Genomic DNA, 22,723 nt, shown 5'->3' with positions numbered 1-22,723 from the left:
CCCGAAAGGGGTCCGCGGCCGTGTCGGGAATCGGAGGAGGGCCGACGCGGCAGGGCGGACGGCCGCGAGCGGCCTCGACGGAGGGTGCGATCGGGCGGCGTCTCCCCGAGCGGTGACCCTTCGGCCACCGCCCGCGGAGGCGTCTCCGTCAGGACGCCCCGGTCGGGACGCCCCGGTCGGGACGCCCCGGTCAGGATGCCCCGGTCAGGGCGCCCCGGTCAGGCGACGGCCGTGAGGCGGGAGCCGTCCGCGGCGCTGCGCTCGACGGCGTCGAGCACCTGCTGCACCTGCAGGGCGTCGGCGAACGAGGGCGTGGGCTGGACGCCCTCGGCGATCGCCGTGACGAGGTCGACGACCTGGTGGCTGAAGACGTGCTCGTAGCCGAGCCCGTGCCCGGTCGGCCACCAGGCGGCGGCGTAGGGGTGCACCGGCTCCGTCACCTGGATGGTGCGGAAGCCCTGGGCGTCCTCGGGGTCGCGGGCGTCGTAGTACTCGAGCTCGTTGAGGCGCTCGAAGTCGAAGGCGATCGAGCCGGTCTCGCCGTTGATCTCGATGCGGTTGGCGTTCTTGCGGCCGGTGGCGACGCGGGTCGACTCGAAGACGCCGACGGCGCCTCCGCTGAGCGTCGCGGTGAACAGCGCGGCGTCGTCCACGGTGACCGGGCCGCGCTCGGCGCCCTCCTCGGCACGACCGCCGAGGCCGGCCTGCGCGGAGAGGACCGGGCGCTCGGTGACGAAGGTGCGCAGCATCGCCGAGACGCCGTCGATCGTCTGCCCGGTGAGCCACTGCGCGGTGTCGATGCTGTGCGCGCCGATGTCGCCGAGGGCGCCGGAGCCGGCCCTCTCCTTGTCGAGGCGCCAGGTCAGCGGGCCCTCGGAGTCGCTCAGCCAGTCCTGCAGGTACTGCGCGCGGACGTGCCGGATCTCGCCGAGCCGACCCTCCTCGAGGAAGCGCTTGGCCAGCGCGAGCGCCGGGGTGCGGCGGTAGCTGAAGCCGCACATCGCGAAGCCGGTCGCCGCGGCGGCCGCCTCGGTCATCGTCCGCGCCTCGGGGACGGAGCGCGCGAGCGGCTTCTCGCAGAGCACGTGCTTGCCGGCCTCGAGGGCGGCGATCGCGATCTCGGCGTGCTGGTCGCCCGGGGTGCAGATGTCGATCAGGTCGATGTCGTCGCGGGCGATCACCGCGCGCCAGTCGATCGAGGACTCGGCCGCGCCGAAGTTCTCGGCGGCGGCCCGCGCGCGGCCCTCGTCGCGGCCGACGACGACGGCGAGCTCGGGCCGCAGCGGCAGGTCGAAGAAGCGCGGCGCGGTCCGCCAGGCCTGGGCGTGGGCGCGGCCCATGAAGGCGTGGCCGATCATGGCGACGCGGAGGGGTGCTGTCATCGGGGGTCTCCTCGGAAGGGGCGCGCCGGCCGCGACCAGGGAGAGGTCGCGGCCGGCGCGGGACGGGTCGGGTGGTGCCTGCGGGCGCGGGCGGAGTCAGGCGCGGACGGGGTCGCCGACCGGCTCGCCGGCGGCCGTCCGCAGCGGGAGCAGCTCGGGCCGCTCCACCCTGGACTCGATCTCGACGACGGCCTTCTCGGCGCTCGAGCGGAGGATCGCGTCCATGATCTCGAGGACGTGCAGCCCGAGGCGGCCGGAGGCGCGGTGCGGCCGGTCCTCCGCGATCGCCTCGGCGATGTCGGCGAGACCGACGCCGCGCCCGGTGTCGACGACGCCGGCGGAGTCGGGGACGACCCGCCAGTCCTCGTCGCGCACCGCGACCTCGACGGGATCCGAGAACATGTTCGGGTCGGGGACGGCGATGGTGCCCTCCGTCCCGAAGATCTCGAACTTCGGCGCGCGGGTGCGCCAGACCTCGAAGCTGACCATCACCGTCGAGGTGACGCCGTTCTCGTGCTCGAGCAGCGCGCTGATGTGCGTGTCGATCGAGACGGGGATGGGCGTGCCGGCGCGCGGGCCGGACTCGATGGTGCGCGGGCGGTCCGAGCGGGTCGCGAGACCGGTGACCCGGACGACGGGGCCGAAGAAGTGCACCAGCGCGGTCAGGTAGTACGGGCCCATGTCCAGCAGCGGGCCGCCGCCGGGCTGGTAGTAGAACTCCGGCGCCGGGTGCCAGCGCTCGTGGCCGGGAGCGGCCCAGTGCACCTGCGCGGCGATCGGCGTGCCGATCACTCCGGAGTCGAGCGTCTGCCGCGCGGTCTGCACGCCGGTGCCGAGCACGGTGTCGGGGGCGCTGCCGAAGCGCAGCCCCAGCTCCTCGGCGAGGTCGAGCATCGGAGCGGCCTCGGCGGGGTTCAGGCCGAGCGGCTTCTCCGCGAAGACGTGCTTGCCGGCCTTCAGCGCGCGGGTGCCGATCTCGACGTGCGCGGCGGGGACGGTCAGGTTGAGCACCGCGTCGACCTCGGGGTCGGCGATCAGCTCGTCGACCGAGAGGGCGCGGACGCCCTGCTCGTCGGCGACCTCCTGCGCACGCGCGGTGTTCAGGTCGGCGACCGCGACGAGGCGGAGGCCGGGGAAGGTCGGGAGGTTCGCGAGGTACTGCTCGCTGATCTTCCCGACTCCGATGATGCCGACTCTCAGCGGGAGGCCCACAGCAGTCCCCTCTCGATGATGGTGCGGACGTTGGCGTCCTGGAGGACCTCGACGCGGTGGCCCGGGGTCGAGACGAAGATGCGGCCCTCGCCCCACTGGCGGGTCCAGACGGCGGGGGAGGTGATCGGGCGGTGCCACGGGTCCCACTCGCGGACGGCCTGCGTGGTGGTCGCGAGCACGTCGTTGTAGTCGTCGTGCAGCACCCAGTACTGCTCGGTGGTGAGCTCGAAGTCGCTGATGCCCTGGGTGATCGGGTGGTCGGCCGCGAGGGCCGTCATCTCGATCGTGTGCGGGACGTAGTTGTCCGACTGCTCGCCGGTGCGCTCGTCCGGGTGCTTGCCCGGGTGCGAGACGAACTGGCCGCCGATCAGCTGCAGGTAGTCGGAGTTGCTGCGGTACGAGTCGGCGATGCCGCCGTGCCAGCCGGCCAGGCCGGTGCCGCGCTCGACGGCCGCGCGCAGGCCGAGGAACTCGGGCCACTCGATCGAGGTCATGGTGTTGGACTGCACGATCAGGTCGACGGTGCGCAGGTAGTCCTCGTCGGCGTAGACGGCGGTCGACTCCTCGACGCGCACCTCGAAGCCGTTCTCGGCGAGGAAGGGGAGGAACAGCTCGGTCGCCTCGACGGGCTGGTGGCCGTCCCAGCCGCCGCGGACGACGAGCGCCCTCTTGGCGGGAGTGGACGGGGGGAGGTCGGTCATCGGTGTCCTCGGGGTGCTCGGCGGATCGCTCCGCGGTTCGTCATCGAACGGTAGTTGCGCAACTCTGTTGCCGTTGCCGCCCGTGTGCGTCCAGTCTGCACCCGAGGAGAGTCGTGAGCAAGGCGGTATCCGGGTGTCTGCAATGGTCGTCTCCCCGCTGGGTTTCGCAACTCGTTCTGCTCTACAGTGGGGGCATGGACGACAGCGGTGCCGCTCCCCGGCCGACGATGGCGCGCATCGCCGAGCGCGCGGGGACGAGTGTGCCGACGGTCTCGAAGGTGCTGAGCGGCGGGACCGACGTCTCCGAGGCGACCCGGCTGCGGGTGATGGAGGCCGCGCACGAGCTCGGCTACCGGCGCCGGCCGCGGCTGCGTCCGCCGGCGGAGGACCCGCACGTCGCGCACATCGTCGACGTCGTGGTCGGCCACCTCGACGGCACCTGGATCGGTCCCGTCCTCGGCGGGATCGAGGAGGAGGCCGCGGCGGCCGGCGTCGACCTGGTGCTCACCCGCGCGCGGCCCGATGGGGAGTGGGTCAACCGGCTCCTGCGCCGCTCGTCCCTCGGCGCGATCGTCGTCCTCGTGGACGTCACGGCGGCGCAGCTGCACCTGCTCACCACGGCCGAGCTGCCCGTGGTGATCGTGGACCCGATCACCCGTCCGCCCGCCGACGTGGCGAGCGTCGGCGCGACCAACTGGGACGGCGGCCGGATGGCGGCGGAGCACCTGCTCGCCCAGGGTCACACCCGCATCGGCGTGATCGCGGGCGCTCGCGGGCAGCTCTACAGCAGCGCCCGGCTCGACGGATTCAGCACGGCGCTGCGCGATGCGGGGGTGCCGCTGCCGCGGGAGCGCGTGGTCTACGGCGGCTGGAACCGCGACCGCTCCCGGGTCGTCGCCTCCGCGATGCTGGCGGACGCGCTGATCCGGCCCACGGCGCTCTTCGCGCTCTCGGACACCATGGCGCTCGGCGTCTACGACGCGGCCGACCTGGCCGGCCTGCGCATCCCGGACGACCTCAGCGTGATCGGCTTCGACGACGTCCAGGAGTCGGCGTGGGCGACGCCGCCGCTGACCACGATCCAGCAGCCGATCGCCCAGATGGGGGCCGCCGCCTTCCGGATGCTGCACCAGGCGCACCGCGCGGCCCGGCCGCTGTCCTCGAGCGCGACGCGGCTGGAGCTCGAGACGCGCCTGATCGAGCGCGCGTCGGTGGCGCGTCCGCGCTGAGGGCGGTCCGCCGGGTGGGCTGCGTACTGCTCCTCTGAGGTGTCGACCGCGCCGTTCCCCGCACCGCGGTCGAGGCGAGTAGATTATGTCTCTGGAGACATGATCGTGGAGGTGTGCTGATGACGGAGAGCTCGACCGCCGTGCGCTCCGCTCGCTCCAGCCGCGGCTTCACGCAGCAGCAGCTGGCGGACCTGACCGATGTCGATCAGGCCCGGATCTCGCGCATCGAGAACGGCCGAGACGCGGACTTCAGCACGGTGCAGCGCGTCCTGGCGGGCGCGGGGCACCGGCTCTACGCGCTGCCCCTCCAGCGGGACGATGCCGCGGCCGCCGCTGTCGAGATCCGCGGACGGCTGCGAGTGGGGGATCGGGATCGCGCCCTGCGGGCACTCCTGCAGCTCAACGACAACCTCGTCGCTGAGCACGGGCTCCTCCGAGGTGTGCTGGGGCTGGCGGAGCCCGAGCCGACGCGGAACCGCGCGTGGGACGCGGCGATCGCCGCGCTCGTCGCCTGGCGTCTGGGCGAGGAGGGGCTGCCTCTCCCGGCCTGGGTGACCCGGCCCATGCGCTACCTCCCTGTCGCCGTCGTCCTCGAGATCGACCCCGCGGATCCGGCGCCGCCCGAGTCGGAGGTGCCCGAGGAGTTCCTGCGGCGCGGCGTGCACGTGTGGCGAGACACCTTCGCGAGCGTGTGATCGTGGCCGTCTCGCTCGACCGCGACGACATCATCGCGGGTCTCGCGGAACTCGTCGCTGAGCTCCATCAGCTGCGGGAGACGGCGGGCATCCGGCTCGTCGGCGGTGCCGCCCTCGCCCTCCGCTACTTCGACAGGGGCACGACGCAGGATCTGGACTCGCTCCACGTGAACCCGGGCAGTGATGACGTGGTGACAGGGGCGGCTGCGAAGGTGGCACGCAGGCACGGGTGGAGCGACGACTGGCTGAACTTCGCGGTGGAGCAGACCGGATCGGTGCCGACTCTCGGCGAGCGGGTCGTCGAGTGGGAGACGGTGTACGACCGTGCGGGGGTCGTGATCCAGGTCGCATCAGCTGATGCTCTTCTCGCGATGAAGCTTCGCGCCAATCGACCCGGTCGCGATACCAACGACATCCGTCAGCTTCTGAGTCTCTGCGAGGTCGGCACTCTGGAGGCCGCTGAAGACCTGTTCGAGAGCTTCTACCCCGGCGACGCGCTCGCCGACCGCGCCGTCGCGATCGTGACCCGGATTCTCGAGGCGGGGCTGCCGGAGAAGCCGCCCTCGCCAGGGCCGATTCTTCTCTGAGTGCCGGGAGCGCGCCGAGTCGCCCGAGAAGGCGCGTTCTCGGGGTGGAGAACGAGCCTTCTCGGGCGAGTCGATGCGGCGGGTGGCTAGAGGGCGCCCTGGGTGGCGGTGCCGGCGGGGATCGGGGAGAGGCGGGTGACGACCGGGGGCGCGACGACGAGGCCCTTGATGGCGGCGTTCAGGCGGACGACGGGGTCGCCGGCGCCGTGGGCGTCGAGGGCCTCGGCGCTGGTCCACTTCTCGAGCATGACGATGGTGCCGTCGGGGGAGTCGTGGATCGCGTAGAGCTCGCAGCCCTCCTCGCCGTGGACCTCGGCGATGGCGGGGGAGAGGGCGGCGACGAGGGCGTCGCGCTGGCCCTCGGCGGGGGTGAAGATCGCGGTGACGACGACGGGGTCGGACATGGCAGTGCCTTTCGTGGAGGGGTGGTGGGGCGGAGTCAGCGCTGCGCCGGGGCGGCGCAGCTGGAGCGGATGACGAGGTCGGCCTGGACCTCGATGTGCTGGGGGGTGTCGGGGATCCGGCCCTGCATCCGGGCGAGCACCAGGTCGACGCTGTGCCGGGCGAGCATGTCGATCGGCTGGCGGACGACGCTGAGCGGCGGGGTGACGAGCTCGCTCCACGGGTTGTCGTCGAAGACGACCACGGAGAGCGCCTCGGGGATCGCGACGCCGAGCTGGAACAGGCGGTGCACGGCGCTGCGCACCTGCGCCGTGTTGGCGACGATCAGGGCGGTCGGCGGCTCCGGAAGCGCGAGCAGCGCGGCGACGGCCTCGCCGCCGATGTCGCCGCGGAACGGGACCTCGCGGATCAGCGTCCCGTCGATCGGCAGCCCGGCGGCGGTGAGGGCGGCGCGGTAGCCGGCGACGCGCGCCTGGCCGGTCGAGGTGCGCAGCGGCCCCGAGACGATCGCGATCCGGCGGTGGCCGAGCGCGAGCAGGTGATCGGTCGCGCGGGCGGCGGAGGCGGAGTTGCCGATGCTGACCACGTCGACGTCGTCGAGACCGGGGGTGGTGCGGTCGACGAAGACGACGTCGATCCCGGCCCGGCGCAGCCGCGACCACTTCTCGAGGTTCTCGCCGGACGGGGTCGCGATGACGCCGCCGACCGAGCGGTCGAGCAGGCTGGTGAGCGACTCGCCCTCGACGTGCGAGTCCTCCTGCGTCGTCATCAGGAGAACCTGGGCGCCGCGGGCGCGCGCCTCCCAGACGACGCTGTCGGCCAGGCGGGCGAAGAACGGGTTCGTGAGGTCGGGCAGGACCAGACCGATGGACAGGGTCTGACCGTGGCTCAGCTCGCGGGCCGCGGCGCGCGGCCGGAAGCCGAGCTGCTCGATCGCCTCGACCACACGGCGCCGGGTGTCGACGGCGACCGGGCCGGTCCCGTCGTTGAGCACGCGCGACACCACGGACACCGAGACGCCCGCACTGCGCGCGACGTCGCGGATCGTCGGTGCTTTCTGCACGGTTCCTCCCCAGCTGTCGGGCAATCGTATCGGCGCGGGACCGGGCCGCCGCGCCCGCTGTTGACACACTCTAATCGTTGCTGGTACAAAACTGGTACCGGTTCCACTGGGAGCCGGCGAGCAGCACTTCCCCGACGAAGACTGCGCACGACGACGACGTCCTCCGCCCCCGAGGCGGCCCTCTGCGTCCGTGCGCCCCCGGACCAGAGAGGCCACCGTGAACCTGTACAAACTCCTCGGCGATCGCGAACGAGAGGGCCGCCCCATCCGCATCGGGCTGATCGGTGCCGGGCGCTACGGCACCATGTACCTCTCGCAGGCGCGCAACATCCCCGGCGTCCACGTGGTCGCCATCGCCGACGTCAACGTCGCCCGGGCCCGCGGGGCCTTCGAGCTGGTCGACTGGCCGGCCGAGGCGATGGCCGCGGACATCCCCGAGGCGCTCGCGAACCGGACGACCACCATCGTCGACAACGCCGCCGTCCTCTTCGAGCACGACATCGACGTCATCGTCGAGGCGACCGGAAACCCGATCGTCGGCGTGCACCACGCGCTCCGGGCGATCGAGACCGGCAAGCACATCATCATGGTCACCGTCGAGGCCGACGCGCTGGCCGGCCCCGCGCTCGCCAAGCGCGCCGAGGCCGCGGGCATCGTGTACTCGATGGCCTACGGCGACCAGCCGGCCCTGATCATGGAGCTCGTCGACTGGGCCCGCACCAGCGGCTTCGACGTCGTCTGCGCCGGCAAGGGCGCCAAGTACCTCGAGCACTACCACCAGATGAACCCCGACAACGTCTGGGAGAACTGGGAGTTCAGCAAGGAGCTGACCGACTCCGGCCAGCTCAACCCGTACATGCACACCTCGTTCCGCGACGGCACGAAGGCCGCGATCGAGATGGCGGCGGTCGCGAACGCGGCGGGCCTGGTGCCCTCCGACTCCGGCCTCACCTTCACGCCCGGCGATGTGGAGGAGATCGCGACGATCAGCCGGCCGAGCTCGATCGGCGGCGCCCTCGACCACGAGGGGACGGTCGACGTGATGTCGAGCGTCCGGCGCGACGGCTCCCTCATTCCGCACAACACGCAGGAGGGCGTCTACGTCGTGGTCAAGGCGACGAACCCCTACGTGTCCACCTGCTTCGACGAGTACCCGTGGCACCCGGACCCGACCAAGCAGTACGCGGCGCTCTACCGGCCGTACCACTACGTCGGCCTCGAGCTGAACGTGTCGATCGCCAACGCGGCGCTGCGCGGCATCTCGACCGGGCACCCCGAGGGCTTCTACGGCGACGTCGTCGCGACCGCGAAGAAGGACCTCAAGGCCGGCGAGTTCCTCGACGGCGAGGGCGGCTTCACCGTCTACGGGAAGCTCGTCTCCGCGAAGCACTCGGTCGCCATCGGAGCGCTCCCCGTCGCCCTGGCCCACCACGTCGAGCTGCGCCACGACATCGCGCAGGGCGCGACGGTCGGCTGGGACGACGTGATCATCGACGAGTCGCTCGCCGAGGCGCTCGAGCTGCGCCGCGAGACCGAGGCGCTGCTCGCCTCCTGACCCCCTCGGGCCGGGCGCGTCCTCCGCCCGGCCCGCCTCCGCACCACCCTCGCGATCCGCGACCCCGCACGACCCCGCCCCACCTTCCGATGACGAAAGGCCCCCTCCCATGTCCTTCCCCACCCGCGCCACCCGCGCCACCCGCGCCACCGGCGCCGCCCTCGCCGGGCTCGCCTCCCTGACGCTCCTCGTCGGCTGCTCGGCCTCGCCCGACGGCGACGGCGGAGGTGCCGCCGCCGGCGGCTCCGGCGCCGACATCGTGTCGCTCGTCGACTCGTCCGCGCAGACCCCGGTCGACGAGGTCACCTCCTCGCTCGGCGACCCGGCCGTCCCCGACGGCGCCAAGCTCTGCTACATCACCCGCACCCTCTCGAACGAGTTCTGGGGCTACGAGCGCGACGGCTTCGAGAACCGCGCGAAGGAGCTCGGCGTCGACTACCAGACCTTCGACGTCACGGACGAGTCCTCGATCACCGAGCAGCTCGACAAGGCCAAGAGCGCGATGAACCAGGGCTGCACCGCGATCCTCGCCTCGCCCATCTCGGCGACCGGCCTCGACTCGGTCTTCGAGTCCGCCCTCGCCGACGGCATCCCGGCCGTCGTGCTGAACGACGCGAAGAGCGACGTCCCCGGCGTCGTCTACGTCGGCCCCGACGCGACCACCATCGGCGCCACGGCCGCGGACTACATCGCCGACCTGCTGCCGGACGGCGGCCAGGTCGCGATGATCGAGGGCGACCCCGGCTCCTCCAACGCGATCAATCGCGGCGACGGCTTCACGGCCGCGCTCGCGAAGCACGAGAACCTCGAGCTCGTCGCCTCGCAGACCGCCTCGTGGGACCAGACCAAGGCGCAGGAGATCGCGACCACGATGCTCACGGCGAACCCCGACATCAAGGCGTTCTACTCCCAGAACGACGGCATGGCACTCGGCGTGCAGGCCGCCATCGACGCGAAGGGCCTCACCGGGAAGGTGATCCTCGTCGGCACCGACGGCATCCCGCAGGCCAAGAAGCAGATCCTGGCCGGCGACTACACCGCCACCGTCAGCGAGCTGCCGACGACCGAGGGCGCGACCGGCGTGGACGCCGCGCTCTGGCTCCTCGCCGGCAAGGAGGTCCCGGGCTGGATCGACGTGCCCGCCTTCATCATCGACAGCGAGAACGTCGCCGACTACGAGACCGGGATGCCGTGACCCGCGGCTGACCCCCGCGCTCCGCCGGAGACCCTCCGGCGGAGCGCACTCCCGGCAAGGCCCCTCTCGATCAGGAAAGAAGACGGAACATGGCCGAGCATCTGCTCGAGGTCCGCGGCATCGCGAAGTCGTTCCCCGGCGTCCGCGCCCTGGACGGCGTGAGCTTCACCCTCGAACGCGGGGAGATCCGCACGCTCGCGGGCGAGAACGGCGCGGGGAAGAGCACCCTGCTCAACATCCTCGGCGGCGCCCTCCGCCCCGACCGCGGCTCGATCACCATCGACGGCGTGCGGCGGATGGAGTACACCTCGCGCCAGGCGCTCGCGGAGGGGGTGCGGATCGCGCACCAGGAGCCGGCCATCGTGCCCCAGCTCACGGTGACGCAGAACCTGCTGCTCGGGCGCACGCGCACGCAGCGCGCCTCCGCTCAGGACGACCTCGACCAGGCCCTCCAGGACGTCCACCGGATGGGCTTCCCGATGGACGGGCGGACGCCGGTCGGCCGGCTCAGCCCGGCACAGCGGCACGCGCTCACCATCGCGCGGGCCTTCGCCTTCGGGGCCAAGATCGTCGCTCTGGACGAGCCGACGACCAGCATGCTCGAGCACAACGTCGAGGGCGTGCTGACCCGGGTGCGCGAGATCGCGCACGGGCGGGGCGTCGGCGTGATCTACGTCTCGCACAAGATGCCGGAGGTGATGAGCGTCTCGGACACGGTCGTCGTCCTCCGCGACGGGCGGCCCGCCTACGACGCGCCGATCACCGAGACGTCCTCCGAGGACATCGTCCGGCGGATGGTCGGGCGCGAGCTGCTCTCGTTCGAGCGGCGGCACCCGGTCGCCGCGGACGCCGAGGTGCACTTCGAAGCCTCCGGCGTCACGCACCCGAGCGGCGTCGGGCCGGAGTCGATCCAGGTGCGGCGCGGCGAGGTCGTCGGCATCGCGGGCCTGGTCGGCTCGGGGCGCACCGAGTTCCTCCGCGCGCTGATCCGCGCCGACGAGGGCAGCGAGGGCACGGTCCGGCTCGCCGGCCGCACGCTCAAGGTGCGCTCGCCGCGCGACAGCCGCGACGCGGGGATCGCCTTCATCCCGGAGGACCGCAAGCACCAGGGACTCGTGCTGCAGACCCCGGCCTACGCGAACGTCGCCCTCACCTCCGATCGGCAGCTCAACGGCTTCGGTCCGTTCATCAGCACGAAGCGGCAGATCGCGACGGCGGAGGAGATGGGCCGGCGGATGTCGCTGCGCCCGGCCGACGTCCGGCTGAACGCCCGCCAGTTCTCCGGCGGCAACCAGCAGAAGATCGTGATCGCGAAGTGGATCTGGCTCGGCGCGAGCGTCTTCCTCTTCGACGAGCCGACCAAGGGCGTCGACGTCGGCGGCAAGGTCGAGATCTACGAGCTCATCGACCAGCTCGCCTCCGAGGGGCACGCCGTGATCGTCGTCTCGAGCGACCTGCCCGAGATCATCTCCCTCAGCGACCGGGTCCTCGTCATGAGGGCGGGCCGCTTCGTCTCCGAGCACGTCGGCGACGACATCACCGAGCACAGCATCGTCACCAACGCCATGGGCGTCGCGAAAGGAATCTCATGACCTCCCCCGAGACCGGGGGCGTCGCCACGCCGCCCCGCCGCTCCTTCAATCTCCAGGCCTTCGGCATCTACCTCGCCGCGGTCGTCCTCTTCGTCGTCCTCGGCGTCCTGAACCCGAACTTCCTCACCCTCGGCAACCTCCGCGACGTCGCGGTGTCGGCGAGCGTGAACGCGATCATCGGCATCGGCCTGACCTTCGTCATCATCACCGGCGGCATCGACCTCGCGGTCGGCGCGATGGCCAGCTTCGTCGGCATCGTCAGCGCGTCGCTGCTGGTCAACGGCGGGGTGCCGCCGCTGCTCGGGCTGGCCGCGGGCATCGTCCTCGGCCTCGTCTGCGGCGGGATCAACGGGCTGCTGGTCACCAAGCTGAACCTGCCGCCGTTCATCGCGACGCTCGGCACGATGAGCGTCTTCCAGGGCGGCGCGTACGTCGCCACGAACGGCAAGCCGGTCTACGACGTGCCGAAGGAGTTCATCCTGCTGCTCAACAGCTACGTCGGCGGTGTGCCCGTCGTCGTGCTGATCGTGGCGGTCGTCGGCATCGCGGCCTGGCTGCTGCTGCGCAAGACCGTCTTCGGCCAGAACGTGATCGCGGTCGGCGGCAGCGAGGAGACCGCCTGGCTCTCCGGCGTGCGGGTGCACCGGGTGAAGATCGCGGTGTACTGCATCTCCGGCGGTCTCTCGGCGCTGGCCGGCCTGGTGATCGTCGCCCGGATCAACGCGGCGCAGCCGGACGCGGGCAGCCCGTACCAGCTGACCGCGATCGCGGCCGCGGTCATCGGCGGCGCGAACCTGATGGGCGGCGAGGGCCGCATCGCGGGCACCCTGGTCGGCGCGCTGATCCTCGGCGCTCTCACCAACGGCCTGGTGCTGCTCAACGTTCCGAGCTTCTACGAGCAGATCGTGACCGGACTCGTCGTCCTCATCGCGGTCACCCTCGACCAGGGCAGCAAGGGCTGGCCGATGCTCTCGCGGGGAAGGAAGAAGCAGCGCGAGGACGTCGCGGCGCCGCCCACCGAGTCGACGCCGTCCGTGCGCGCATGACGGCGCGCCGGAGCGCGACGGCGCGGCTGACCACGCTCGACGGGGCCCGCGTCCTCGTGACGGGCGGCTGCGGCCTGATCGGCCGCCCCACGGTCGCGGCGCTGCAGGCGGAGGGGGCGGTGGTCACCGTCCTGGACCGGGTCGCGTCGGACGCGGACGTCCGCTCGATCGTCGGCGACGTGACCGACCCGGCCGTGCTGGCGGAGGCGGTGGCCGGGCAGGACGCGGTGGTGCACCTGGGCGGCTACGCCGGGCTGGGCATGGCGGACGCGGTCGAGACCTACCGGGTGAACGCGGTGGGCAGCTTCGCGCTGTTCGCCGCCGCCGCCGGGGCCGGGGTCGCGGAGGTCGTCTACGCCTCGAGCATCAACGCGAACGGCTACCCGCTCGGCGCCGAGCAGGTGCTGCCGCCCGTCTTCCCCTACTCCGAGGACGCGCAGCCGCGGATCTCGGACGAGTACTCGCTGTCGAAGCTCGCGACCGAGGACGCGGCGCGGATGGCGCACGCGACCTGGGGGCTGAGCCTCACCGGGCTGCGCTACCCGCTGGTCCGCGACATCACCGTGGACGGCGGCCGCGTGTTCGGCGCGCACCTGCGGGCGGTGCTGGCGGCCGACCCGCGACGGCAGGCGGCGGAGGGCTGGAGCTATCTCGACGCCGCGGACTCGGCGCGGGCCGTGCTCGCGGCGCTGCTGCACGAGACGCCGCCGGCGCCGGGGATCCTGGTGGCCGCTCCGCTCACCTATCTGCGCGGGAGCACCGCGGACGCGCTCGACGCGATCGCCCCGGACGTCCCGCGCGGGCGGCTCGAGGGGCGCGCGGTCGGGCTCGACCTGACCCGCTCGCGCGAGCTGCTCGGCTTCGAAGCGCGGGTGCTGCTCGACGACGTCGCGCCGCAGGAGCTCGCCGACGTGGCGCTCGCGGGGTCCGGCGCGTGAAGCTCTCGCTGCTCGGCCTCGGACCGATGGGCGCGCCCATGGCGCGGAACCTGCTCGCGGGCGGGGCGCTCACGGTGTGGAACCGGACGGCGTCGCGGGCCGCGCCCTTCGCGGAGCTCGGCGCCGTGGTCGCGCCGACCCCTGCGGCGGCGGCCGGCGACGTCGTGCTGACGGTGCTGCCCGATCTGGTGCAGGTGGAATCGCTGCTCGAGCGCGAGGACGGCCTGCTCGCGGGCTGGCGCGCGGCGGGGATCGCCGCTCCGGTGCTCGTCGTGCACGGCACGATCTCGCCGGTCGCGGTCGCGGTGCTCGCCCGCCGCCTCGCCGCGGAGCACGGTGTGCAGGTGGTCGACGCCCCGCTCAGCGGCGGAACGGTCGGTGCCCGCGACGCGACGCTCAGCATCATGGTCGGCGGCGCCGACGAGCCGGTGGCCCGCGTGCTCCCCGTCTTCGAGCGGCTCGGGCGCACGGTCCGCCACCTCGGGCCGAGCGGAGCGGGCGCCACCGCCAAGCTCTGCAACCAGATCGTCGTCGCCGGCACCGTCGCCGTGGTGTCGGAGGCGCTGCTGCTCGCCCGGAGCGCCGGTCTCGACCCCGCCACGGTCGTCGAGCTCCTGCAGGGTGGACTGGCGCGCACCGAGGTCCTGGAGCAGAAGAGCCGCAAGTGGCTCGACGAGGACTTCGCCGAGGGCGGCAGCGCCCGCAACCAGCTCAAGGACCTGCGCTTCGTCGCCGAGTCCGCCGCCGCCGAGGGCGTCGCACTGCCGACCACCGCCGCGGTGACCGCGCTGTTCGAGAGGATGATCGCCGAGGGCGACGGCGACCTCGACCACACCGGCGTGCACCGCACGCTCGCCGGGCTCGCCCGCCGACCGGAGGAGCCGCATGCCTGACCTCGTCGTCATCGACGCGCACCACCACCTCACCGACCTGCGCCGCTCGTACCCGTGGCTGGAGGGACCCGCCGAGCCGTTCCGCTACCACGGCGACGACCGCCCGCTCCGCCGTTCCTACAGCGTCGACGACTACCGCGCGGACGCCTGCGACGTGACGCTGCTCGCCTCGGTGCACGTCGAGAACGGTGCCGCCGACGCGCTCGCCGAGACCGCGTGGATCGACGCGCTCGCCCGGGAGAGCACGGTGCCGACCGTCCACGTCGCGCACGTGTCGCTGCTCGATCCGGAGGCGCCGCGGCTGCTCGAGGAGCACTCCGCGTTCGCGGTCACCCGCGGCGTCCGCGACATCCTGAACTGGCACCAGGACCCGGTCTACAGCCACCGGGACCGGGGCGACGTCCTCGGCGATCCGGTCTGGCGGGCGAACTTCGGCCGGCTGCAGGGGCTGGGGCTCTCGTTCGATCTGCAGGTGTTCCCCTCGCAGCTCGCGGAGGCGGCGGCGCTCGCCGCGGACTTCCCGGAGACGGCGATCGTGCTCGATCACCTGGGCATGCCGATCGGGCGCGATCCGGAGTCGGTCGCCGAGTGGCGCGCGGGCCTGGCCGCGGTCGCCGCGCAGGAGAACACCGTCGTCAAGATCTCGGCGCTCGGCACCAACGACCACTCCTGGACCCGGGAGTCGATCGCGCCGTTCGTCCTCGAGACCCTGGAGGTGTTCGGGCCGGACCGGTCGATGTTCGGCAGCAACTTCCCCGTGGACGGGCTCTACAGCTCCTTCACCGAGCTGTACGCGGCGTTCGACGCGCTGACGGCGCAGCTCTCACCGGCTGAGCGGCTCGCGGTGTTCGCGGGGACGGCGGACCGGTTCTACCGGATGGGGGTGGCGCTGCCGCGAGCGGAGTGACGCGACGGCGTCCGCGGGGAGGTCGCGTTGCTCGCCCGGTCGCCTCTCGACCGGTCGGCGGCGCGGGCCTACAGTGGCTGCGACGGCGGTCCGGGACGACTCCGGACAGGCCGTCGCCGAGCGGAGGGAAGCCATGTCCTCGACCGTCCCCGACGCCGCCGGCGCACCCGCCGCGGAGCCGAGCGCGGCGAGCCTGCGCACCTTCGGCTGGATCCTCGTCAACACCGCGGTCGCGAACGTGACGACGAGCTTCCTCTGGTTCGCGCTGACCTTCTGGGTGTACCTCGAGACGCGGTCGGTGCTCGCCACCGGGATCATCGGCGGCGCGTACATGCTGCTCGTCGCGGTCTTCGCGATGGCCTTCGGCACGATCGTGGACCGGCACCGGAAGCACCGGGTGATGGTGTTCGCCGGGGCGGTGACGCTGGTGTCGTTCGGCGTCGCCGGCGGCCTGTACCTCGCGCTGCCGGAGGCGGCGCTGCTGGACTTCGGCGGGCCCTGGTTCTGGGTCTTCTCCGGCACGGTCCTGTTCGGCGCGGTGATCGAGAACATGCGGAACATCGCCCTGTCGACGACGGTGACGCTGATGGTGCCGGTGGAGCGCCACGCGAACGCGAACGGCCTGGTCGGCACGGTGCAGGGGCTCGCGTTCGTGGTGACGAGCGTGTTCAGCGGGCTGTCGATCGGCCTGCTCGGCATGGGCTGGACGCTGCTGATCGCGATCGGGGTCTCCGCCGCGGCGCTCGTGCACCTGCTGTTCCTGCGGATCGCCGAGGCGATCCCCGCGGCGGCCGGCTCGCGGGCTCCGCTGATCGATCTGCGGGGGAGCATCACGGCGGTGCGCGCGGCGACCGGCCTGTTCGCGCTGATCGTCTTCTCGACCTTCAACAACCTGATCGGCGGCGTGTACCTCGCGCTGATGGATCCCTACGGACTCGAGCTGTTCCCGGTGGAGCTGTGGGGCGTCGTGCTCGGCGTGACCGCGACCGGCTTCATCATCGGCGGGCTGCTGGTGGCGAAGCTCGGTCTCGGCCGGAACCCGATCCGGACGATGCTGCTGCTCGTGATGGCGATGGGCGTGATCGGCGCGGTCTTCACCCTCCGCGACTGGTGGTGGCTGTACGCCGGCGGCATCTGGATCTACATGACGCTGATCCCCGCGGTGGAGGCGGCGGAGCAGACCGTCGTGCAGAAGGTCGTCCCGTTCGAGACCCAGGGACGCGTCTTCGGCTTCGCGGCGGCGCTGGAGTCGGCGGCGGCGCCGATCACCGCGTTCCTGATCGCGCCGATCGCGGAGTTCGCGCTGATCCCGTACATGGAGTCGGCGGACGGGCGGGCGGCGTACGGCTGGCTGCTGGGCGACGGGGTCGGTCGGGGGATCGCGCTCGTGTTCCTGATCGGCGGGGCGGTCATGGTGGTCGCGGCCGGCGTCGCGATGCTCACCCGCTCGTACCGCACGATCTCGGCGCAGTACCTGCGCGCGGAGCCGCCGGAGACCGGCGCCCTTCCGGGACCGCCGTCGGTCGACCTCGAGCCCGCGCCGGGGGAGAGCTCGGTCGAACAGCAGCGCTGACGGCCGACGTGAGAAGAGGGTCCCTCCGCTGACGGGGAAGGCCGGGCGGTGTCGGCTGATGATGGGCGCGGCCCTGTCCCGAGCGAGGTGGATCTCAAGACGCCCGCTTCGAGGGCTACGCGATCAGCATGCTGCGGACGCCCTGCGGGCGCTGCTTGTTCAGCGCGCTTCGGTCGGTGTGCTGCCGTGGGGCGCCCCCCTCATGGTGGTCGAGTAGCGGCGCAGCCGCGTATCGAGACCCGGTGTCCCCAGCGCAGTGGACGCCGAGGACGACAGCGCGGGAGCCGCTCAGACGCCCCGCGGCGTCTTGTCGCGCAGCGACCACACCGCCGCGCTCGCGACGAGGAGCAGGAGGGCCCCGCCGCCGAGGGCGAGCGCGCTCAGCGGAACGCCGAGGTCGCCGACGGCCCGCGGCTGGAACCCGCCGTGGAAGACGAGCCACGGCGCCGCGACGCTCGGGACGAGGTTCCGCGGGTCGCCCGGCCCCAGGATCGGCAGCAGGTAGTAGGCCAGGGCGAAGACGGTGAGCGAGAACGCGCGCTCCCGTGTCAGCGTCGCGACGAGGAAGCCCAGCGCAGCGAACGCGACCCCGATCAGCACGAAGGCGGCCGCCACTGCGCCGATCGCCGCGGGATCCGCGGATGGCGGCGCCGACGATCCGTCGACGGGGAACGGCCTCAGCTGCGCGGTGATGAGCCCGGCGACGGCCGCCGTCAGCACGAGCGCCGCGCCGAAGGCCAGGACGGCCACGACGAGGAGCGTCGCTTTCGCCGCGACGAAGGTGCGCGCCCGGCGGACCTGCGGCCATCGCACGATGATCGACCCGCCGCGGAGATCCGTGGTCGCCGCGAAGAGCCCCGTCGCGTAGCCGAGGAGCGGGGTCACGAGGAACACCGCGAGGCTCAGCCCCGTGCCGACCGCACCGAGCGGAGTCAGCGCCGCCGAGGCCGCCGTCGCCGCCTCGAAGTCGTAGCGCAGCGGATTGTCGATCTCCGTCCGCCCGTCCTCGTCCGTGGTCACGCTCACGGGCTCCGCCAGTGCCTCCTCGACGGAGTGCCCGGCCGAGCGGTACTCCGCGGCGGTCCTCTCGAACAGCGCCGCCGTCGACCGCGCGTTGCCGACGTCGGTCACCGCGCTCCAGACCGCGAAGACGGCACCGGCGAGCAGGACGACGAGGAGGAGCCGGGAGGCGACCGCACCGCGCAGCTCCCTCCGCACCTCGCCGCCCAGGGACCTCATCGCTCCTCGTCCGTCCTCTGCATCCGTCTCCTCCTCGTCGAAGTAGGACCGCCCGGTGATCTCGCCTCATCGACATGGCCTTCTGTGTATGGCCATAAGCGTCCCCCAAGCCATCAGGGTCGACAAGGGCGTGACGCGGAACGAGGGGCCGCAGCCGCGCCGCGTCGCGTCAGCGGCTCAGGGTGCGAGGGAGCAGCTGCAGGTTTGACTCGCCGTGCCCGGAGGGGCGGATCTCGATACGCGCCCTGCGGGCGCTACTCGATCAGCATGCTGCGGCCGGCGGGCTGCCGGCGGGCTGCCGTGGGGCGGCCGGCGGGCTGCCGTGGGGCGGCCGGCGGGCTGCCGTGGGGCGGAGCGGGCCGTTCATGCTGGTCGAGTAGCGGCGCAGCCGCGTATCGAGACCCCACGTCTCCAGGCAGGTGGATCTCGATACGCCCTCTGCGAGGGCTACTCGATCAGCATGGCTCTGTCGGCCCGGCAGGGCGGCGCCTCCTCCATGCTGGTCGAGGAGCGGCGCAGCCGCGTATCGAGACCCGCCGCCCCGGCGCCGCTACAGTGACCGGCATGACCCCCTCGCGCGTCCTCGCACCGGAGCCCCCCGCCGACGGCTCGAAGCCCAAGGGACCCGCGTCGTACTTCCCGAGCATCGAGACCACCTACGGCCGTCCGATCCAGGAGTGGCTCGACCTCGTGAACGAGCGGCTCGACTCCGAGACGCACATGCAGGTCGTCTCCTGGCTGAAGACCGAGCACGGTCTCGGCCACGGGCACGCGAACGCCCTCGTCGCGTACGTCAAGGCGGCTCGCGCCTGACCGTGGCCCCGTCTGCACCCGATCCGGCTGCTGCTCTGCCGCCGAAGTCGCGCACAACATCAGCTGAGACGGGGGTCCCTCCTCTGACAGGGGAGGCCCTGTGCTCTCAGCTGATGTTGTGCGCCGGAGGAGATGCCGTCGCCGGTGAGAGGTCCTCGAACGGCCGAGGCGTCCCCGTGCAACGGGCGGCCTCGGCTCCTCGGAGACGTCTCGCGGACGGCCCAGCACGGGCCGGTCAGCGGCCGGCGCGGCCGAACTCGAGGAGCTTGGCGAAGAGGTCCTCGAGGAGCCAGCGGGTGTCGAAGGACTCGCAGACGCGGATCGAGTGCGGGCCGACGCCGGGCTGGAGGTCGCCGGCGGCGGTGAAGCGCGGGGCGGGGACGGCGCGCCAGCGGCCGCCGGCGGGGTTCATCACGGCGCCGATCGCGGGGCTGTCGCCGAGGGAGCGGAAGTCGAGCGGGCCGTAGGGGATCGTCGCGTTGAAGGCGATCAGCTGGTCGACGAGGTAGTCGCCGAGCGGGCTCGTGCCGCCCAGCCGCGTGCGCAGCTCGGCGTGGCCGACGCCGACCATCGTGTAGACGGGCATCGGGATCTGCCAGACGGCGACTCCGGAGGCGAGCACGGCGTTCGCGGCGGCGACGTCGTTGATCAGGTTGAACTCCGGGTGGTAGGCGGCGATGCCCTCGTAGGGCGGGCCGCCCACCCAGACCACGACGACGTCGCGCTCGGCGATCGACGGCTCCGCCAGCAGCGCCGCGGCGACGTCGGTGAGCGGGCCGAGCACGGCGATCCACAGCCGGCCCTCGCCGTGCAGTGCCTCCTCGACGATCACGCGCGAGCCCTCGGACGCCACGGACTCCGCGGAACCGCCGGCGACCAGCGCCGCCGACGCCCCGTCCAGAACCCGCACCTCGGCGCCCGCGAGGGCGACCACGCGATCGATCTCCGCGCGCGACTCCCGCAGACTGCCGGGCCGGCCGAAGTGCGCGGCCACGAGCGCCCGGACGTCGAGCGTGGCGCTCAGCAGCGCCTGCACGATCGCGAACTGGTCGTCGGCCTCGTTCGCGGCGTCGGTGCTGACGATCACGCGGTGCGGCGGCGGCGTCACGCCGACTCCCGCTGCACGAGCGTCGTCGCGAGGATCGGCTGCCGGTCGACCTCGCGGCCCGCCACCACGGCGACCACGGTCTCCGCGGCGACGCGCCCCATGTCCTCGAGCGGCTGGCGGATCGTGGTCAGCGTCGGATCCGAGGTGGTCGCGATGACCACGTCGTCGAAGCCCACGACCGAGATGTCGGCGGGCACGCGCCGGCCGGAGGCCTGCAGCACGCGGATCGCGCCGTTGGCCATCAGGTCGGAGGAGGCGAAGACGCCGTCGAGGTCGGGGTGGCGCTGGAGCAGCCGCGCCATCGCGGCCGAGCCGCTCTCGAGGGTGAACTCGCCGTGCACGATCGGGCTGTGATCCAGCCCCAGCTCGGTCAGCTCGTCGCGCCAGCCGCGGATGCGGTCGCGGGCCGGCTCCATGTCGTGCGGGCCGGCGATGATGCCGAGCCGGCGCCGGCCGGAGTCGGCGAGCGCGCGGGCGGCGAGCCGGCCGCCGCCGTAGTTGTCGGAGTCGATCACGATGGCGTCCTCGGCCAGCGCGACCCGCGGCCGGCCGACCCAGGCGATCGGCACGGGGGAGTCGGCGAGCGCCTGCGCGAGGTGCGTGATCTCGTGCTGCAGGATCACGATCGCCCCGTCGACCGCGCGCGAGCGGAGGAACTTGGGGATGCGGTCGCCGTCGTCGTGGTCCGCGGGCAGCAGCACCGGCTGCACCTCGGCGGCGTAGAGCCCCTTCGCGGCGCCCTTGAGCACCGAGGTGAAGAACGTGCCGGTGAGGCTGTCGAGCTCGTTGAAGGCGACGATCAGCGCGATCGCGCCGGAGCGGCCGCCGCGCAGCATCCTCGCGGCGCTGTTGGCCTCGTAGCCGAGCTGCTTCGCGGCGTGCTCGACGGCGGCCGACATGCGGACGTCGACGTTCGTGCCGCCCGCGAGAACCCGGGCGGCGGTGGCGCGGGACACGCCCGCGGCCCGTGCGACGTCCACGAGCGTGGGTCGGGTCATGGCTGCATCCTTCTGAACGAGGAGGGGAGCCGGCCGGGGCGCCGGATGCTCGATCTCCAGAGTCCCACGGAGACGCCTCCCCCGGGGCCGTGGCGGTCCGATTTGCGAAACTTCTTACAGATACTAGGGGAGATCGATATCTCACGCTGCGATAACGACTCCGAGATCGCGCTTGCACGAGGGGGAAAGGCCAGCTACCTTGGCGTCCAAGAGATCGTTCTCTTGCTCCGGGTCTCCTCCAGCGAGACCCCCCGCGAATCCCCGACGAAGAGGAACAATCGTGAAAAGAAGACTGACGGCCGTGGCCGCAGCAGCCGCCGCCGTGGCCCTCGCCCTCACCGGATGCTCGTCCGGAAGCGGTGGCGGCGCGTCCGACGACCCGAACGCCGAGGCGACCTTCTGGTCCTTCACCGGCATCAACGCCAAGGACAGCGTCGACGAGTACCTCGCGAAGATGCCCGACGCGAAGATCAAGCTCTCCGAGGTCGGCAGCACCACCGAGACGGCGACCGCCCTCACCGCGGCGCTGGCCGGCGGCAAGGTGCCCGACCTGGTCATGATCCAGAACGACGACCTGCCCCAGTTCGTCGCCAACAGCTCGAACTTCCTCGACCTGCGCACCCTCGGCGGCGACGACGTGGCCTCGGCCTACCTCCCGTGGGCCGCCTCCGCGGCGACCGCCGACGACGGCTCCGTCGTGGGCGTGCCCACCGACGTCGGCGGACTCGGCTTCGCCTACCGCGCCGACCTCTTCGAGGCCGCCGGTCTGCCGACCGACCCGGCCGAGGTCGCCGCGATGTGGAAGGACTGGCCGTCCTTCATCGCCATGGGCGAGAAGTACACCGAGGCCACCGGCAAGCCGTTCGTCGACAACATCGAGACCAGCGTCTTCTTCTCGACCGTCAACCAGGTCTCCGAGAAGTACTACTCGCCCGACGGCGAGCTCGTCTACGACACCAACCCGCAGGTGAAGGACGCGTTCCAGGTCGCCGTGGACGCCAAGGACGCCGGCATCAGCGCCGGCATCGCCGCCTGGTCCTCGGGCTGGGCTCCCGGCCGCGCCAACGGCGCCTTCGCCGTGACCATCGCGCCGTCGTGGATCCTCGCCGGCATCAAGACCGACGCCCCCGACACCGCGGGCAACTGGCGCGTCACGAGCGTCCCCGGCGTCGGCGGCAACTGGGGCGGCAGCGTCATCGCCATCCCGGCCCGCGCCGAGCACCCCGAGGCCGCCTGGCAGTACATCGAGACCATGATGTCCGCCGAGGGCCAGACCGACCACTTCGCGGCCTCGGGCACCCTGCCCGCCGCCACCGAGGCGGTCGCGAGCGACGAGGTCCGCAATTACACCGACCCGTTCTTCGGCGACTCGAAGATCGGCGAGGTCATGGCCACCTCGGTCGAGCAGTTCCCCTCCTTCTACAACGGTCCCGACACGACGCCGATCAACGGCGCCCTGCTGAACACCCTCGTCGAGCTGGAGGCGGGCAACGTCACCTCCGACAAGGCGTGGACGACGGCCCTCGACACGGCCAAGCAGGCCATCGGCGGCTGATCGCCCCACCCACCCGAGCGGCCCGGCGCCTCGCGCGCCG

General features: G+C 72.5%; 21 protein-coding genes. 13 read left to right on the top strand and 8 right to left on the bottom strand.

Features of this window, described 5'->3' with window-relative positions; genetic code table 11:
- Positions 1-218: 218 nt before the first annotated feature.
- The 3 genes from MT351_RS10025 to MT351_RS10015 form a co-directional block, all read right to left on the bottom strand.
- Positions 219-1,382, bottom strand: coding sequence for a Gfo/Idh/MocA family protein (locus tag MT351_RS10025; RefSeq protein ID WP_243582096.1), 1,164 nt, complete (start codon positions 1,380-1,382; stop codon positions 219-221).
- A gap of 96 nt (positions 1,383-1,478) precedes the next feature.
- On the bottom strand, positions 1,479-2,594 hold the full coding sequence (locus MT351_RS10020; protein ID WP_243582095.1) for a Gfo/Idh/MocA family protein: 1,116 nt from the start codon (positions 2,592-2,594) through the stop codon (positions 1,479-1,481).
- Entirely contained in the window at positions 2,579-3,295 is a 717-nt protein-coding gene (locus MT351_RS10015) for a ThuA domain-containing protein (protein WP_243582094.1), read from the bottom strand. The genes MT351_RS10020 and MT351_RS10015 overlap by 16 nt, the downstream gene beginning before the upstream one ends.
- A 194-nt stretch (positions 3,296-3,489) precedes the next feature.
- On the opposite strand from MT351_RS10015, the gene MT351_RS10010 reads away from it, so the two are divergent.
- The 3 genes from MT351_RS10010 to MT351_RS10000 all read left to right on the top strand — a co-directional run bounded on the left by MT351_RS10010 (position 3,490) and on the right by MT351_RS10000 (position 5,806).
- A complete protein-coding gene (locus tag MT351_RS10010) occupies positions 3,490-4,524 on the top strand; it encodes a LacI family DNA-binding transcriptional regulator (protein WP_207901695.1) in 1,035 nt (344 codons plus the stop codon).
- A gap of 119 nt (positions 4,525-4,643) precedes the next feature.
- Positions 4,644-5,219, top strand: a complete 576-nt coding sequence (locus MT351_RS10005; protein ID WP_132436846.1) for a helix-turn-helix domain-containing protein — start codon at positions 4,644-4,646, stop codon at positions 5,217-5,219.
- A 2-nt stretch (positions 5,220-5,221) separates the two neighbouring features.
- Positions 5,222-5,806, top strand: coding sequence for a hypothetical protein (locus MT351_RS10000; protein WP_132436848.1), 585 nt, complete (start codon positions 5,222-5,224; stop codon positions 5,804-5,806).
- An 86-nt stretch (positions 5,807-5,892) separates the two neighbouring features.
- Here MT351_RS10000 and MT351_RS09995 read toward each other — a convergent pair whose 3' ends face one another.
- Together MT351_RS09995 and MT351_RS09990 are read right to left on the bottom strand one after the other, a co-directional pair.
- The gene (locus MT351_RS09995; protein ID WP_243582093.1) at positions 5,893-6,210 is read right to left on the bottom strand and encodes a putative quinol monooxygenase; all 318 of its coding nucleotides are present in this window, start codon (positions 6,208-6,210) and stop codon (positions 5,893-5,895) included.
- Positions 6,211-6,245: 35 nt separating this feature from the next.
- The gene (locus tag MT351_RS09990) at positions 6,246-7,271 is read right to left on the bottom strand and encodes a LacI family DNA-binding transcriptional regulator (protein ID WP_123736347.1); all 1,026 of its coding nucleotides are present in this window, start codon (positions 7,269-7,271) and stop codon (positions 6,246-6,248) included.
- 217 nt (positions 7,272-7,488) lie between these two features.
- Between MT351_RS09990 and MT351_RS09985 the strand changes: the two genes are divergently transcribed.
- The 8 genes from MT351_RS09985 (at position 7,489) to MT351_RS09950 (ending at position 16,970) form a co-directional block, all read left to right on the top strand.
- On the top strand, positions 7,489-8,826 hold the full coding sequence (locus MT351_RS09985) for an NAD(P)H-dependent oxidoreductase (protein WP_123446901.1): 1,338 nt from the start codon (positions 7,489-7,491) through the stop codon (positions 8,824-8,826).
- A 109-nt stretch (positions 8,827-8,935) separates the two neighbouring features.
- Complete coding sequence (locus MT351_RS09980) at positions 8,936-10,021, top strand: substrate-binding domain-containing protein (RefSeq protein ID WP_243582092.1); 1,086 nt, start codon at positions 8,936-8,938, stop codon at positions 10,019-10,021.
- Between the two features lie 89 nt (positions 10,022-10,110).
- Positions 10,111-11,613: a sugar ABC transporter ATP-binding protein gene (locus MT351_RS09975; protein WP_132436854.1), complete on the top strand. Its 1,503-nt coding sequence runs from the start codon at positions 10,111-10,113 to the stop codon at positions 11,611-11,613.
- Complete coding sequence (locus MT351_RS09970; protein WP_123446898.1) at positions 11,610-12,659, top strand: ABC transporter permease; 1,050 nt, start codon at positions 11,610-11,612, stop codon at positions 12,657-12,659. The genes MT351_RS09975 and MT351_RS09970 overlap by 4 nt, the downstream gene beginning before the upstream one ends.
- On the top strand, positions 12,656-13,597 hold the full coding sequence (locus tag MT351_RS09965; RefSeq protein WP_243582091.1) for an NAD(P)-dependent oxidoreductase: 942 nt from the start codon (positions 12,656-12,658) through the stop codon (positions 13,595-13,597). The genes MT351_RS09970 and MT351_RS09965 overlap by 4 nt, the downstream gene beginning before the upstream one ends.
- The gene (locus MT351_RS09960) at positions 13,594-14,490 is read left to right on the top strand and encodes an NAD(P)-dependent oxidoreductase (RefSeq protein ID WP_243582090.1); all 897 of its coding nucleotides are present in this window, start codon (positions 13,594-13,596) and stop codon (positions 14,488-14,490) included. Before MT351_RS09965 ends, MT351_RS09960 begins: the two co-directional genes overlap by 4 nt.
- Entirely contained in the window at positions 14,483-15,397 is a 915-nt protein-coding gene (locus MT351_RS09955; protein ID WP_243582089.1) for an amidohydrolase, read from the top strand. Before MT351_RS09960 ends, MT351_RS09955 begins: the two co-directional genes overlap by 8 nt.
- Before the next feature lie 133 nt (positions 15,398-15,530).
- Entirely contained in the window at positions 15,531-16,970 is a 1,440-nt protein-coding gene (locus MT351_RS09950; RefSeq protein WP_279398227.1) for an MFS transporter, read from the top strand.
- A gap of 288 nt (positions 16,971-17,258) precedes the next feature.
- Here the strand turns inward: MT351_RS09950 and MT351_RS09945 are convergent, their stop codons facing one another.
- On the bottom strand, positions 17,259-18,209 hold the full coding sequence (locus MT351_RS09945) for a hypothetical protein (RefSeq protein ID WP_243582088.1): 951 nt from the start codon (positions 18,207-18,209) through the stop codon (positions 17,259-17,261).
- 564 nt (positions 18,210-18,773) lie between these two features.
- On the opposite strand from MT351_RS09945, the gene MT351_RS09940 reads away from it, so the two are divergent.
- On the top strand, positions 18,774-19,022 hold the full coding sequence (locus tag MT351_RS09940) for a DUF4287 domain-containing protein (protein ID WP_123447064.1): 249 nt from the start codon (positions 18,774-18,776) through the stop codon (positions 19,020-19,022).
- A 235-nt stretch (positions 19,023-19,257) separates the two neighbouring features.
- Here the strand turns inward: MT351_RS09940 and MT351_RS09935 are convergent, their stop codons facing one another.
- Entirely contained in the window at positions 19,258-20,130 is an 873-nt protein-coding gene (locus MT351_RS09935; RefSeq protein WP_243582087.1) for a nucleoside hydrolase, read from the bottom strand.
- Positions 20,127-21,128 carry a LacI family DNA-binding transcriptional regulator gene (locus tag MT351_RS09930; RefSeq protein WP_123446870.1) on the bottom strand — a complete coding sequence of 334 codons (1,002 nt, stop codon included), beginning with the start codon at positions 21,126-21,128 and terminating at the stop codon, positions 20,127-20,129. The genes MT351_RS09935 and MT351_RS09930 overlap by 4 nt, the downstream gene beginning before the upstream one ends.
- 301 nt (positions 21,129-21,429) lie before the next feature.
- Here MT351_RS09930 and MT351_RS09925 point away from each other — a divergent pair, with 301 nt between their 5' ends.
- Positions 21,430-22,683: an extracellular solute-binding protein gene (locus MT351_RS09925; RefSeq protein ID WP_123706486.1), complete on the top strand. Its 1,254-nt coding sequence runs from the start codon at positions 21,430-21,432 to the stop codon at positions 22,681-22,683.
- Positions 22,684-22,723 lie beyond the last annotated feature (40 nt).

Origin of the sequence: Rathayibacter sp. VKM Ac-2926, from assembly GCF_022815565.1 — a bacterium.
Lineage (GTDB): Bacteria > Actinomycetota > Actinomycetes > Actinomycetales > Microbacteriaceae > Rathayibacter > Rathayibacter festucae.
The sequence above is the reverse complement of the archived record's forward strand: the minus strand, read 5'-3'. Positions and strand labels throughout refer to the sequence as shown.

Coding starts and splice junctions, on each gene's coding strand:
- MT351_RS09940 (WP_123447064.1), top strand. CDS start 18,774: ATGACCCCCTCGCGCGTCCTCGCACCGGAGCCCCCCGCCGACGGCTCG.
- MT351_RS10015 (WP_243582094.1), bottom strand. CDS start 3,295: ATGACCGACCTCCCCCCGTCCACTCCCGCCAAGAGGGCGCTCGTCGTC.
- MT351_RS09975 (WP_132436854.1), top strand. CDS start 10,111: ATGGCCGAGCATCTGCTCGAGGTCCGCGGCATCGCGAAGTCGTTCCCC.
- MT351_RS09945 (WP_243582088.1), bottom strand. CDS start 18,209: ATGAGGTCCCTGGGCGGCGAGGTGCGGAGGGAGCTGCGCGGTGCGGTC.
- MT351_RS09995 (WP_243582093.1), bottom strand. CDS start 6,210: ATGTCCGACCCCGTCGTCGTCACCGCGATCTTCACCCCCGCCGAGGGC.
- MT351_RS09955 (WP_243582089.1), top strand. CDS start 14,483: ATGCCTGACCTCGTCGTCATCGACGCGCACCACCACCTCACCGACCTG.
- MT351_RS09970 (WP_123446898.1), top strand. CDS start 11,610: ATGACCTCCCCCGAGACCGGGGGCGTCGCCACGCCGCCCCGCCGCTCC.
- MT351_RS09965 (WP_243582091.1), top strand. CDS start 12,656: ATGACGGCGCGCCGGAGCGCGACGGCGCGGCTGACCACGCTCGACGGG.
- MT351_RS09980 (WP_243582092.1), top strand. CDS start 8,936: ATGTCCTTCCCCACCCGCGCCACCCGCGCCACCCGCGCCACCGGCGCC.
- MT351_RS09930 (WP_123446870.1), bottom strand. CDS start 21,128: ATGACCCGACCCACGCTCGTGGACGTCGCACGGGCCGCGGGCGTGTCC.
- MT351_RS10005 (WP_132436846.1), top strand. CDS start 4,644: ATGACGGAGAGCTCGACCGCCGTGCGCTCCGCTCGCTCCAGCCGCGGC.
- MT351_RS10010 (WP_207901695.1), top strand. CDS start 3,490: ATGGACGACAGCGGTGCCGCTCCCCGGCCGACGATGGCGCGCATCGCC.
- MT351_RS09950 (WP_279398227.1), top strand. CDS start 15,531: ATGTCCTCGACCGTCCCCGACGCCGCCGGCGCACCCGCCGCGGAGCCG.
- MT351_RS10025 (WP_243582096.1), bottom strand. CDS start 1,382: ATGACAGCACCCCTCCGCGTCGCCATGATCGGCCACGCCTTCATGGGC.